Source organism: Nitrospira sp. ND1 (assembly GCF_900170025.1).
Lineage (GTDB): Bacteria > Nitrospirota > Nitrospiria > Nitrospirales > Nitrospiraceae > Nitrospira_A.
This window is the reverse complement of the sequence record NZ_FWEX01000006.1, coordinates 1,236,259-1,248,239: the sequence shown is the minus strand read 5'-3', so window position 1 is coordinate 1,248,239 and position 11,981 is coordinate 1,236,259. Positions and strand designations below refer to the sequence as shown.

The window sequence follows — 11,981 nt, the reverse complement described above, 5'->3', positions numbered from 1 at the left end:
TAAAAGGAGAAACGTGAAAGGTGAAAGGTATGTTGGGAGAGATGATGGTCTGGAGGAGGGGGTCGCGTTTCACGTCTTACGTTTCACGCCTCACGGTTAATTTTTCCGCGAGGTGATATACCGGGCCAGTTCGCGGAGAGGATCGGCTTTCGAACCGAAGGAGGCGAGCCGGTCGTTGGCTCGGGTGACGCACTCTTCCGCCAGTTGCTTGGCTCCCTCGACGCCATAAAACGTCGGGTAGGTTTTTTTGCCGCGTTGGGCGTCGGTGTTGGGATTCTTGCCGAGTTCCTCGCGCGTACCGGTGACGTTTAACACATCGTCGGCGATTTGGAAGGCCAGGCCGATTTGCTCGGCATAGAAGGTCAGGTCGTCGAGTTGTGCGGGCATCGCCCCGGCGGTGATCGCGCCCATCCGCACGGCGGCTCGAATCAGCATGCCGGTCTTGTGCTTGTGGATGGACTGCAACGTGGCGAGGTCGATGTCCTTGTTTTCGGCCTGAATGTCGAGGACTTGCCCGCCGACCATGCCGAGGTTGCCGGACCCGACGGCCAGTTCGCGGATCAGTTGGACCTGGCGCGCGGCATCGAGACTGTGCTCGGCATTCGCGCGGGCGCAGAGTTCGAAGGCCATGGTCAGCAGCGCGTCGCCGGCCAGGATCGCCATCGCTTCGCCGTAGACCTTGTGGTTGGTCGGTTTCCCGCGGCGAAAGTCGTCATTGTCCATCGCCGGGAGATCGTCGTGAATGAGGGAATAGGTGTGGATCAATTCCAGCGAGGACGCAACGGGCAAGACGGCCTTCCCTGCGTGGCCCACCGCTTCGGCGGCGGCGATCGCCAGAATGGGCCGGACCCGCTTCCCGCCCGCGAACAGGCTGTACCGCATGCTCTCATGCAGCGTCGTGGGCATGGTCTCGGCGCTCGGAATGACCGATTGCAGATACTGATCCACCTCCTCGCGTTTCCGTTCGAGGTACTGACGGATATCCAGGCCGGTCGGGGAAAGTTGGCTCGTGGGGCTCATGCGGACGTCACTCGGAAGCTGTACGTTGTCATGTGCGCGAGAGAGTAACAAAGGGGTTCGGGGAGTGTCAAACGGAGGAGAAGAGAGGGCCAGCGTTCCGCATCCTCTTGCTCGCAGAACGCGCACCCTAGGAAGTGCCTCGCTTGGGTGAATGGCACGTCTCGGCGTGCTAGTGGGTTGGGCGGGTAAGAAGGTTGCGCGCAGTTGAGGATTGCTGGACACCGCCCCCTGTGGCAATATGGAAAAAGGGTACCCCTCAATTGATGTGAGCCGGAGAAGTGCTGCATGGGTGGAACGATAGGCATTGAATTGCCGAAACAGCAGATTGCTGCGTTTTGTGAGAAATGGCGCATTCACCAGCTGGCCCTTTTCGGCTCCGTGCTGCGGAGGGATTTCAGGCCGGACAGCGATGTGGACGTGTTGGTCACGTTTGCGCCGCAGGCCGACTGGAAATTCGAGCATTTGCTTGAAATGAAGGGTGAACTCGAATCTCTCATCGGGCGGACGGTGGATTTGGTCGAAAAGCGACTGATCGACGAAAGCCCGAACTACATACGACGCAAACATATCCTGACCCACATGGAACCCATCTATGTGGCGTGATGATGCGTATCTGCTCGATATGCTCATCGGGGCCAGGCGCGTCCTCGAATTCCGCGCCGATCTTACATGGGAGCAGTTTCGACAGAGCGGCCTGCATCAGCATGCGATTGCGAAAGCGCTCGAAAACATCGGTGAGGCTGCCGGGAAGATTTCCGAAGAAACTAGAGCCCGGCTGTCTACCATACCGTGGAAGCAGGTAATTGCCATGCGTCATCGCATTGCGCATGACTATTTTCGGCTGGATCTGCTAAGGGTCTGGGAGATTGCAGTGCATGACGTTCCGGCTTTGATCTCGGCAATCGAACCCCATGTTCCTCCGGAACACCCCTGATATCGGTTATTCTCAGCGATAGCTCCTCTCACCTCTTCGATCACTCGACCCAGACTGAAATGGGGCCGGTGCCCCTCATCTTTCTGCACGCGCACCCCGGCATCAGAAGGTCTTCGCTGGATTCAGATCTCCGGATGATTGGGAAAGCCCTGCCAGGCAGTTGATTTCCCTCACGGGAAAGGGGTATCCCTCAGCGGCGTCTACTCATCGGAAACTCGCATGCCTACACTCAACTGGATCGGAAAAGAAGCGGTGGTCAATCACCATCAGCAAGTGCCGTTTCACTTGCTGAAGGATGTCCCCGATCTCGCGTGCGGCGAGCCGGGTGAGGGCAACCTTATTGTGCAGGGTGACAACCTGGTAGCCCTAAAAGCGTTACTCCCCTATTACGCGGGCCAGGTGAAGTGTATTTACATCGACCCGCCCTACAATACCGGCAACGAGAACTGGGTCTACAACGACAACGTGAACAGTCCTTTGATGCGCGAATGGCTTGGCAAGGTTGTCGGCAAAGAGGGCGAAACGCTCGATCGCCATGACCGCTGGCTCTGCATGATGTATCCAAGGCTGGCGTTGCTGCGGCAGTTTCTTCGAGAAGATGGCGCGATTTTTATCAGTCTCGACGACAACGAGATTCATGCATTGCGCTATGCAATGGATGAAATCTTTGGTCCCGACAACTTCATCACTACTGTGTTGTGGCAGAAGGTGTATTCGCCGAAGAACTCGGCGCGACACTTCTCTGAAGATCACGACTATATAGTCGTTTATGCTAAGAAGGCAGAAGTGTGGAGGCCGAACCTCGTCCCTCGAAGCGAAGAGCAGGACTCTGCATATATAAATCGCGACAACGACCCACGAGGGGCTTGGAAGACCAGCGATCTTTCCGGGCGTAATCCCTACAGCGAGGGGCTTTACTCGGTTACATGCCCGTCTGGCCGAATCATCGCTGGGCCACCCAAAGGTCGTTATTGGACAATATCGAAGGAGAAGTTTGCTGCATTCGATTCCGAGAAAAGAATCTGGTGGGGGAGGAAAGGTGACTCAATTCCACAATTGAAGCGATTCCTGTCTGAAGTCAAACAAGGCGTTGTCCCGCAAACGATGTGGTTCTACGGTGATGTTGGCCACACTCAGGATGCAAAGAAAGAGCTGCTACAGCTCGTCGAGTTTTCTGATTCAGAATCTGTTTTTGTCACACCAAAGCCCACGCGATTGATCGAGCGAATAGTCCAAATTGCTACTAGCCCAGGAGATTTGGTCCTCGACTCCTTCGCTGGTTCTGGCACAACCGGCCATGCAGTTCTGAAGCTTAATCAAGCCATGGTGGATCAGGCGCCGCGCCGCTTTATCCTCGTCGAGATAGAAGCGAAGATCGCAAGACAAGTTACTGCTGAGCGTGTGCGGCGCGCTGCGTCCGGCTATGCAAATACGAATGGTGGCAAGGTGGAAGGTCTCGGCGGTGGGTTCCGCTATTGCGAGTTAGGCGAGTCGTTGTTCGATGAGAGCGGGAAGATCCGTGAGACCGTGAGCTTTGCCGATTTGGCAAGGCATGTCTATTTCACCGAAACAGGTGAGCCCTTGCCGCGTGGACGCGTGACCAAATCGCCGTTGCTCGGCGAGTGTCGTGGCGTGGGGGTGTATCTGCTCTATAACGGCATTCTGAACGACAAGACGGCGAATGGCGGTAACGTGCTCACGCGTTCTGTCTTGGCACAGCTCCCGACGTACGACGGGCAGAAGGTGATTTATTGTGCCGGGTGTCTACTGGGAAAGGACCGGTTACAAGCGGAGCGGATTCTGGTCAGGCAGACGCCCTACGAGATCAAGGTGAGTTGACGCATGGCTACTCGCAAGAAATCGCCCTCACATGGCCCCCTAGAGCCGTTGATTTTTGTCATCAGGAATCAGCGCGTGATTCTTGATGCAGACTTGGCTCGTCTCTACGGGGTGACAACAAAACGATTCAATGAGGCATTCAAACGGAACCGACAGCGGTTCCCGCATGATTTCGCCTTTCAACTGACGACTACTGAGTTCGGCAATTTGAGGTCGCAATTTGCGACCTCAAGTTTGCAACATGCTGAATCGACGGAGGTTCATCCGAGGTGGTCACAGATTGTGACCACCTCCCACGGCGGGCGTCGGTATTGCCCCTGGGCTTTCACGGAACATGGTGCCGTGATGGCCGCGAACATTCTTCGCAGCGAGCGGGCGGTCCAGATGAGTGTGTTTGTGGTGCGGGCGTTTGTCCGCCTGCGCGAGCATGTTGCCGCGAATCACGCCATTCTGAAACGTTTGGCCGAAATCGATCGCACGTTGCTCGAGCACGACACGGCCTTGTTGGACGTCTACGAGAAGCTGTTACCGCTGTTGCAGCCGCCTCCGGCTGCTCCCACACGGCGGATTGGCTTCCATTCGAAGGGCAAGTCGTGATTACGCTCAAAGACTATCAGGAGCGGGTGTTGGAGTCGTTAGGCGACTTCTTCCGCTGCACTGCCCAGACCAAAACGCCGGAGGTCGCCTTCCGGGAGGTCACGCGTCGATTCGGTGAGGCAGCGCCGTACTTTCCGGTCTCGGCTGCAGGGCTCGGGCCGGACATGCCCTATGTCTGCTTGCGCGTGCCGACCGGGGGCGGCAAGACCTTACTGGCCTGCTATGCGGCTGGATTGGCTCAGCGCCAGTTCATGCGGGCCGAGCGAGCGGTGGTGCTCTGGCTGGTGCCGAGCAATACGATTCTAGATCAAACGGCGGATGCATTGCGCGATCCACGCCATCCGTACCGCCGTGCGCTGGAATTGGCTTGCGGGGCGGTCGAAGTGATGACCATCGACGAGGCGTTGCGCTTGTCGCGTGCAACCATCGACGGGCAAACAGTGGTGATCGTGTCCACCATCCAATCGTTTCGTGTCGAGGACACGACCGGGCGCAGGGTCTATGACCAGAACGGCGCGTTCTCCGAACATGTACTGAATGTGCCTCCTGACCGCCTTGCAGACCTCTTCCCCGGTGCGGACGGGAAGCCTAAACCGTCGTTAGTCAACGCGCTACGGCTTCGGCGGCCGATCGTCATCGTGGATGAGGCGCACAATGCCCGGACCGATCTGTCCTTTGCGACGCTCGGCAACGTCCTGCCCTCGTGCATCGTCGAGTTTACGGCGACGCCGGCGCGGGAAAAGACGCCTTCTAACGTGCTGCATCGTGTCTCGGCGGCGGAACTAAAAACGGCGCAGATGGTGAAGCTGCCGTTGCGGGTCGTCACGCGACACCCGAGTCAGCGGGACCAACTGCTGGCGGAAGCCATCACGCTTCGAGCCGATCTGGAACGGCTCGCCGTCCTGGAAGGGCAGCAGACGGCCGAATATATCCGCCCCATTCTCTTGATTCAGGCTGAGCGGGTCGATGCCTGTGAACCGCTGCGTGACCGGTTGGTGCGCGAGTTCGGTCTTTCAAAAGACGAGGTGAAGATCTCTGTCGGTAGGCTCGACGAACTCAAAGGGGTGAGGGACATCGCCTCGACGAAATGTCCGGTCCGGGTGATCATCACGGTGGAAAAGCTGCGCGAAGGATGGGACTGCCCCTTTGCCTATGTGCTCTGCAGCTTGAAGGAAACCTGGTCAGCCACCGCAATCGAGCAAATCGTCGGGCGTATTCTTCGGCTGCCGAATGCGCAGGCGAAGCAACATCCTGACCTGAATTGCGCCTATGCCTTCTCTGTCTCGGATTCGATTACGGCGGTATTGGCGGAACTGCGCGAGGCGTTGGAACACAATGGGTTCACAAAGGCAGAGGCCGAACGGATCATCCTTTCCGTGCCGCAAGGCACGCTGCCGCTCGGTGTGCAGCCGCAGACTGTGACCGTTGGTCCTGCCGAAATCGATCCCACCGTCGTCCAGGTCCAGGAGCCCGCGCTTGGCGGAAAGGTGCGGATCGATGCCGCCAGCGGCGCCATTACCATCGTCGTGCCGCTCGACCGCGAGGACCTGGAAAAGGTGCAAAGCTGTGTCACGACTCCGGACGCCAAAGCCAGGCTCGCGGAAGCCGCGGAGATGGTTCGTCAGGCGGAGCAAGCCTTCGGCGGAAGCGGAAAGCCGAGAAAGCCGTCGCCGTATGAGCAGCAATTGGACTTTCTTGTGCCGCTGCTCTGCTTTGCCGAGAACGGCATGCTGTACGAGTTCGAAAGCACCTTTTTGCTCGACCACCCCTGGAAGCTGAGCGAGAAAGATGCGTCGTTGCCTGCGGCGTATAACCCGCTGGCTCGTCCGTATGGGAAGGTTGGGGTGATCGATGTCGGACAGAAGGGCGACGTCCAGACGACGCTGCTGGGCGATACAGGCGATGCCGATTTTGTCGGCACGCTGCACCAGCAGATGTTTCACTTCAGCGGGCAAGATGACTGGTCCGTAGAAAGGCTCGTCGCCTGGCTGGATCGGGAGATCGATCATCACGACATTCCCGTCGGGGAATCGGCAGAGTTTCTTCGAAAGGTCATTCGTGGGCTGACGGCGAAGTATGAGATTGCGGACATCGGTACTCTGGCGCTCGATCGATTCCGGCTCCGCGATGAAATTGCGGCGCGTATTCAGGACCATCGAGAAGGTGAGCGGAAGGCGTCTTTTCAGATGCTGCTTCATTCCGACTCACCGCTCACTGTGACCGAAGAGCGAACGATTAACTTCAAGACCATGGGCTATGAGCCGAGCCGTGTGTATGAGGGCGGCTTTCAGTTTCAGAAGCATTACTTCGGACCCAAGCCCGGTGAGTTGACGGAAAAGACGGCCGAAGGGCGGATCACAGAAGAGTTTCAATGTGCGCAGTTTCTCGATGGACTGCCGCAGGTGAGATTCTGGGTGAGAAATCTTGCACGCAAATCGACTTCCTTCCGGCTGCAAACATCCAAGGACTGGTTCTATCCTGATTTTCTGTGTCAACTGACGGACGGCCGTACGCTGGCGGTCGAATATAAGGGAAAACATCTCTTCGACGGTGTCGATGCCGAAGATAAACGAGCGGTTGGAGAGATATGGGCCTCCCGGAGCGGTGGCCGCTGTCTCTTCGTGATGCCGACGGCCGGCGATTTTTCAACGATTCGTAAGATGCTGGACGCATAACCCACGATCACGATACCGGTCTCAGGAGGGTCATGGGTTGCAGAGAATTCCAGCAGGTTGTAGAGTTTCACAAAGCAGCGTAGGGGCTCTGAGACATTTTTCAAGGAGTGGAGCCGATGACGACCCTTGCCCTGACTATTGAAAAACAGGCTCGGAAGCTTTCGCCGACTGAGCGTGAACGGTTGGCTGCGCGACTCATGGCAGGGATGAACGGCGAACGCCTGACCTCAGTGGATGAAGCCTGGGTCGCAGAGGCAGAACAACGATTTTCCGCCTGGAAGCGAAAACTTACCAAGCCGCTTTCGGTCGCCAAGTCGTTGCGCGACATCCGCAAGGATCTCCGTCGTTGAGGCTGCTTTTTGATCCGGCAGCGAAAGCCGAATTGAGCCAGGCAGCCCTCTACTATGAGGATTGCCGCCACGGCCTGGGCGAAGAGTTTTTGGTTGCCGTTGAGGCGGCATTCGACCAAATCCGGAAATATCCCACTCTTTGGCGAACTCTCAAGGGAAGATTCCGGCGTTATCTGGTCCAGCAATTCCCCTATGGCGTGATCTATGCCGTCGAAGGGCGGACAATCTATGTGGCTGCGGTGATGCACGTGAAGCGCAAACCAGGTTACTGGGCATCCCGAAACAAGCTTTCATGAGTCGGGGGGCTCCTTGTTTTTTCTTGGACCCCTTCGCTATACTTCCGCGCTATGAGTATTCGTAAAGCCGCCGGTGAGTGGGAACCTATGCTGCTGGGGATCGAGCCCCGCAACTGCAAAGTCTGTCAGCAGGGTCTCTACCGTGATAAGACGATGTTGCGCGGCGGCTGGTCGCGTTGCGCGGTGTGCGATGAGTTTGTGCACTATAGTTGTCTCGCCAGCGGGAAGATCAGCTTCCTCAAGCAGCGTCCGCGCATCTGCAAAACCTGCCGGACCGCCGAGGAACAGGCGAAGCAAGCCTCTCCGCCGCCTTCCAGCCAACCCGCACCAGTCGGGTCATGACCCTCTTACTCGATCCGCAGCAACGATCTACCAGACCCGTCTGGCACGTCTACTTTTCCCACACCCTTCGCTATGTGCTTGCGCCGCTTCTGTTTATCTCCAGCGGCTTCTTTACGGCCAATTTCATCGTGAGCGGGCACTACACCTGGCCTCGCACGAGTCGGGTCTTCGTGCTGACCCTCACGCTGCTGATTCTCGCCTACGAGTTCATTTACAAAGATCACACCGTCCGATCGACTTCGCCGGAGCGAGCCTTCAACGCCGTGCTGTATTCCTGTATGATCCCCTACGCCCTCGGGGTGCTCATGATGCTGGGGTTGGCAAAACTGTAGCGGCATGTTGAAGCGTAAAACGTGAAACGTAAGACGTGAAGCGTATCTCAGGGGATTAAGAGCGTATGGTTGATAGCCTGTAGCTGATAGCAAGTAGTCCCACTCTCGATTTCTTGCCTTCCGCTATAAGCTATACGCCATAGCCTCTTTTGGCTCTTCTATCAGGTGGTTATGGGGCAACGATTTCAAAGCGGCGCCTTCGTGCAACAGTGTTTCGCCGTCCATCCCTTGTGCCTGTCGTTGAAGCGAATCGACGAGACGGGGCGGCTGATCATCGCCTGCACGTCCTGCCGCATGATGCACCACATGGCAGCGGACCAGGTGGTGGCGCGGGTGGCGGCTGTGCCGGTTGACGGCGACATGTCGGGTGCCAAGGCGCTCCCGACGGCGAAGGAACTGCTAGAGGCCTGCCTTCTGGCGCATCCCGTGTCCGTCACCATTCGCGAACTGGATGTGATCCGGGACAGCGTAGGCCTGCGTTGCGCCGACTGTCGCCGGATATTCGATTTGCAAGTGTCGGTGTTCGAATCCCACCAGAAATCCTAGGAGTCTGTCCGAGTCATGCCATTCTGCTTCGGCAAACGAGCTGCTGGCATCTGCGTCGTTCTCGACTCGAAAAAATCCTCAACGTATTCCAGCGAATACGCCTCCGGTTTTTTCGCGCCTGCGGCCTCGCATCTACCGGCAGTTCCTTCGCCTCGCAACGAAGGATGACTCGGACAGACTCCTCGCCGGTGCTGAAAAAGTCCGCTGGCATCTCGCGCAACAGCCGTGAAACGTGAAATGTAAAACGTGAAACGTACCTTGTCGGACCCGACCCGTCTCGGATCACGAACGATGGCTTCTCCGTCACAAGACTCCTCGCTGACACCTGCTGAACTTACCTTGGTCGCGGACGGGGAGCTGTTTCGTGCCAAGGAACGTATCATTCTCAAGGTGCGCGATCTGCTCACCGAACTTCAGGCCGGGTTACAGGAAGACTTGGGCCGGACCACGCTGCTGGTGCCGCCCGGGTTCGATCCATCAAAAATGCAGGTTGTGAAGGGCGAGCGGCTCGAAGAGTGCCCCTATCAATACCTGGATTACCCCAAACATTTCCTCGGGGACGACAAGTTCACCTTTCGCTCGCTCTGCTGGTGGGGCCACCATCTGGTCTTTGCCATAATTGTGGAAGGGGGGCAGGTCAAACAGTGCAAGAAGAACTTCTTCGATCGATTCCACCAGCTGGCCGGTCAGGGGCTGGAGCTGTCCCTCGCTCCCACGCTTTGGGAATGGAAGCGGGGCGAAGGTTACACCCTGCCGATCACCCATGACCGCAAGGCTCAATTGGCGGCCGTCTTGTCCGGTCGGGCCTGGTTCAAGATTGCCCGGTTCGTACCGTTGGATCAGCCCGCTATGTCCGAAGGCCGACTGTCGGAGGTGGGCCGTGAGACTTTCCGGAGCCTCCTGCCGCTCCTGACCCCCTGATCGGCCCTGCATTCGACTTGTTCCGGCCGTGCGTGTTCTCCGTCATCGGCATTCAGCGAGCCGCGCCGACGCGTTTCTTCCAGGCCTCCTTCCCGTTTGTCATCCGGCTGCGAGTTGGGTAGACTGTGCGCGTCTTTGGGGAACGTCACTTACTGACAGGGAGGCATGTGTGATTGCACAGGGATGTCGCATGGTGGGTCAGTGTTGTGTCGCAGTGGGCCTGGCGTTGCTGCTGGGCTGTGCCGGTACGGGAGAAATGGTCTCGCTGAATCTTCAGACGCAACAGCCGTTCGCGCAGAGCAGCCAGACTGAGCCGTTGAAGATTGTGATCGAACCGTTTGAAGATTTGCGAACCGACCGGTCGAAAATCGGCCAACGTACCCATTTGGGCGGTGGGGTCACGAATTTCAACGTCAACGGAGGCGCGCCGGGAGTGACGATTGCCGAGGCGCTGGCCGAAACGCTGCGCCAGCGGGGATGGAACCGCCGCGGTTGGGACGCGCGCGTCGTACAGGCGGGCGTCGGAGTGTCAGGCGCGGATATCGTGATCGGGGGAGAAATCCGTGACTTCTCGACGAACGCAAAGAGCCGGGTCTTCAATACCAAATTGACCGGCGAGAGCCGGTTGGTCATCAAGGCCAGGAATCTCGCGGACGACAGCAGCACCGTGCGCAACATTCAGGGCGAACAGACCAAGCTGGTGTTCTGGTTCACCAGCGAAGATGTCGAAACCCTCATGTCCGGCCTCCTGCAAGACGGGATTGAGCGGTTTATCACCGATACCAAAATCGAGGGCCGCACGCTGAAGTCAGCCAAATGAAGCGGTCCGGTTTCGGCCGTCGCGTGGCGAGTGCGGAGGGTGGTTGTGCGTGAACGGCGGTGGGAGACCTCGGGCCGATTGACCTTTCGCGAGGTGCTGGCGGTCGGCGAGCGGCTGGCGACTCTGGGACTGAAGCCCGCGCATCCCGCCAAGGATGTGATTTGCTACGTGGAGGATTGGGCGGTCGATTCTCCCGACGCGTTCGATCAACTCGATCACTGGGCGACGGAGGACGTCACGCTTCTGCATATCCGCGAGGCGTGGCAAGGCGATTTTTTTCTACTCGCAGGCGGCTACCACACGGTTTACCAGCGGTTTCAGGACGTCGGTACCTACTGCTCCATCAGCCATCCCTGGCGCACGAAACCCGGGCTGCGGTTTCATCATCCCACGTGCATGTTCTGGCTGGGCTTCCGGCATAACCATGCCTTTATCCGCGTGCGCCTGCATACCCAGGAGGTGGTGACGCCCGGGGAAACGCGTGAGGACGCGCGGCGGGTGGAATGGATCGATGAACGGCGGGCGATCTTTCTCGACGCCATCGGGACGTTGGACCTGCCGGTGGAAACTTCCGTGGAGAAGGGCGGCCTGGTGTTGAGGCCGGCGGATCCGGCGACGCCGTTTTTCTGTTCCTGGCCGGATGCCTTCGGCCCCTGTCAGTTCGAATACAACTCCTTGGATGCCTACGAGTTTCTCGTGCCGGCGAGCCGGTTGGCGGCCACCTTTGCGCCGCAGCCGGCCGGTGTGCGCGCCTACCTGACGGGTTTTTCGGAGCCGGCGCTGGACGCATTTGCGGCGGTACAGCCAGGCGCCCGTTCGGTGTATCGCTGTTCCGTGCATTGCGCACTGGGCGAATTGCCGGAAGTGCTCGCCACGATCGAGCCGCAGGGACGCCTCTATAGCACGCTGTGCGAATTTCAAACACAGGAGTTGATGCCGGAAGGGGACGATGCGTCGGCCATTATCGGGATCGTCGGCACCGCCGGTGGATTCCAGTTGGAGGTGCGTTTGAATCGCGCTCCCTTGCCTGAAGAACATATGGCTGCGTGGCTGGAACGTCTGTTGGGATACGATGTGACGTATGCGCCGCTCCCACCCTTCATGTAATCCGGCAGCTGAACATGGCCCCCAACTTCGTTCTCGTTTCGAAAGAATCCTCAACCTGCCGCAGAGGGTACGCCTCCGGTTCTTTCTCCCCTGCGGCCTCGTTGGATGACCATGTTGAGCTGCCGGTTGTCGTTGATCAAAGCGGGTGCTCGTGACCCGTCATTGAATTGATCCACTCGCTGATTGATGCGACCAATTCCTC

Annotated in this window: 14 protein-coding genes; 13 read left to right on the top strand and 1 reads right to left on the bottom strand. The window is 58.2% G+C overall.

The window, feature by feature from the left end:
- Positions 1-96: 96 nt before the first annotated feature.
- Entirely contained in the window at positions 97-987 is an 891-nt protein-coding gene (locus tag NSND_RS10580) for a polyprenyl synthetase family protein (protein ID WP_080880855.1), read from the bottom strand.
- 318 nt (positions 988-1,305) lie between these two features.
- Between NSND_RS10580 and NSND_RS10575 the strand changes: the two genes are divergently transcribed.
- The 13 genes from NSND_RS10575 (at position 1,306) to NSND_RS10515 (ending at position 11,779) form a co-directional block, all read left to right on the top strand.
- Positions 1,306-1,623: a nucleotidyltransferase family protein gene (locus tag NSND_RS10575; RefSeq protein WP_080878972.1), complete on the top strand. Its 318-nt coding sequence runs from the start codon at positions 1,306-1,308 to the stop codon at positions 1,621-1,623.
- The gene (locus NSND_RS10570) at positions 1,613-1,954 is read left to right on the top strand and encodes a HepT-like ribonuclease domain-containing protein (protein WP_080878971.1); all 342 of its coding nucleotides are present in this window, start codon (positions 1,613-1,615) and stop codon (positions 1,952-1,954) included. Before NSND_RS10575 ends, NSND_RS10570 begins: the two co-directional genes overlap by 11 nt.
- A 219-nt stretch (positions 1,955-2,173) precedes the next feature.
- Positions 2,174-3,793 (top strand): site-specific DNA-methyltransferase, encoded by a 1,620-nt coding sequence (locus NSND_RS10565; RefSeq protein ID WP_080878970.1) that lies wholly within the window; start codon positions 2,174-2,176, stop codon positions 3,791-3,793.
- 3 nt (positions 3,794-3,796) lie between these two features.
- Positions 3,797-4,390 carry an ORF6N domain-containing protein gene (locus NSND_RS10560; protein WP_080878969.1) on the top strand — a complete coding sequence of 198 codons (594 nt, stop codon included), beginning with the start codon at positions 3,797-3,799 and terminating at the stop codon, positions 4,388-4,390.
- Entirely contained in the window at positions 4,387-7,065 is a 2,679-nt protein-coding gene (locus NSND_RS10555) for a DEAD/DEAH box helicase (RefSeq protein WP_080878968.1), read from the top strand. Before NSND_RS10560 ends, NSND_RS10555 begins: the two co-directional genes overlap by 4 nt.
- Positions 7,066-7,181: 116 nt before the next feature.
- Positions 7,182-7,415, top strand: a complete 234-nt coding sequence (locus NSND_RS10550) for an addiction module protein (protein ID WP_080878967.1) — start codon at positions 7,182-7,184, stop codon at positions 7,413-7,415.
- A complete protein-coding gene (locus tag NSND_RS10545) occupies positions 7,412-7,711 on the top strand; it encodes a type II toxin-antitoxin system RelE/ParE family toxin (protein WP_080878966.1) in 300 nt (99 codons plus the stop codon). Before NSND_RS10550 ends, NSND_RS10545 begins: the two co-directional genes overlap by 4 nt.
- Before the next feature lie 51 nt (positions 7,712-7,762).
- The gene (locus tag NSND_RS10540; RefSeq protein WP_143833507.1) at positions 7,763-8,053 is read left to right on the top strand and encodes a hypothetical protein; all 291 of its coding nucleotides are present in this window, start codon (positions 7,763-7,765) and stop codon (positions 8,051-8,053) included.
- Positions 8,050-8,385, top strand: coding sequence for a hypothetical protein (locus tag NSND_RS10535; protein ID WP_080878964.1), 336 nt, complete (start codon positions 8,050-8,052; stop codon positions 8,383-8,385). The genes NSND_RS10540 and NSND_RS10535 overlap by 4 nt, the downstream gene beginning before the upstream one ends.
- A 171-nt stretch (positions 8,386-8,556) precedes the next feature.
- Positions 8,557-8,931, top strand: coding sequence for a hypothetical protein (locus NSND_RS10530; protein ID WP_080878963.1), 375 nt, complete (start codon positions 8,557-8,559; stop codon positions 8,929-8,931).
- 291 nt (positions 8,932-9,222) lie between these two features.
- The gene (locus NSND_RS10525; RefSeq protein ID WP_080878962.1) at positions 9,223-9,852 is read left to right on the top strand and encodes a hypothetical protein; all 630 of its coding nucleotides are present in this window, start codon (positions 9,223-9,225) and stop codon (positions 9,850-9,852) included.
- A gap of 169 nt (positions 9,853-10,021) precedes the next feature.
- Entirely contained in the window at positions 10,022-10,672 is a 651-nt protein-coding gene (locus NSND_RS10520) for a hypothetical protein (protein WP_143833506.1), read from the top strand.
- A gap of 45 nt (positions 10,673-10,717) precedes the next feature.
- Positions 10,718-11,779, top strand: coding sequence for a hypothetical protein (locus tag NSND_RS10515; protein ID WP_080878960.1), 1,062 nt, complete (start codon positions 10,718-10,720; stop codon positions 11,777-11,779).
- The last annotated feature ends 202 nt before the right edge of the window (positions 11,780-11,981 follow it).

Excerpts from the sequence above, each read along its gene's own strand:
- NSND_RS10560 (WP_080878969.1), top strand. The coding sequence starts at position 3,797 with ATGGCTACTCGCAAGAAATCGCCCTCACATGGCCCCCTAGAGCCGTTG.
- NSND_RS10535 (WP_080878964.1), top strand. The coding sequence starts at position 8,050 with ATGACCCTCTTACTCGATCCGCAGCAACGATCTACCAGACCCGTCTGG.
- NSND_RS10550 (WP_080878967.1), top strand. The coding sequence starts at position 7,182 with ATGACGACCCTTGCCCTGACTATTGAAAAACAGGCTCGGAAGCTTTCG.
- NSND_RS10540 (WP_143833507.1), top strand. The coding sequence starts at position 7,763 with ATGAGTATTCGTAAAGCCGCCGGTGAGTGGGAACCTATGCTGCTGGGG.
- NSND_RS10570 (WP_080878971.1), top strand. The coding sequence starts at position 1,613 with ATGTGGCGTGATGATGCGTATCTGCTCGATATGCTCATCGGGGCCAGG.
- NSND_RS10530 (WP_080878963.1), top strand. The coding sequence starts at position 8,557 with ATGGGGCAACGATTTCAAAGCGGCGCCTTCGTGCAACAGTGTTTCGCC.
- NSND_RS10575 (WP_080878972.1), top strand. The coding sequence starts at position 1,306 with ATGGGTGGAACGATAGGCATTGAATTGCCGAAACAGCAGATTGCTGCG.
- NSND_RS10565 (WP_080878970.1), top strand. The coding sequence starts at position 2,174 with ATGCCTACACTCAACTGGATCGGAAAAGAAGCGGTGGTCAATCACCAT.
- NSND_RS10525 (WP_080878962.1), top strand. The coding sequence starts at position 9,223 with ATGGCTTCTCCGTCACAAGACTCCTCGCTGACACCTGCTGAACTTACC.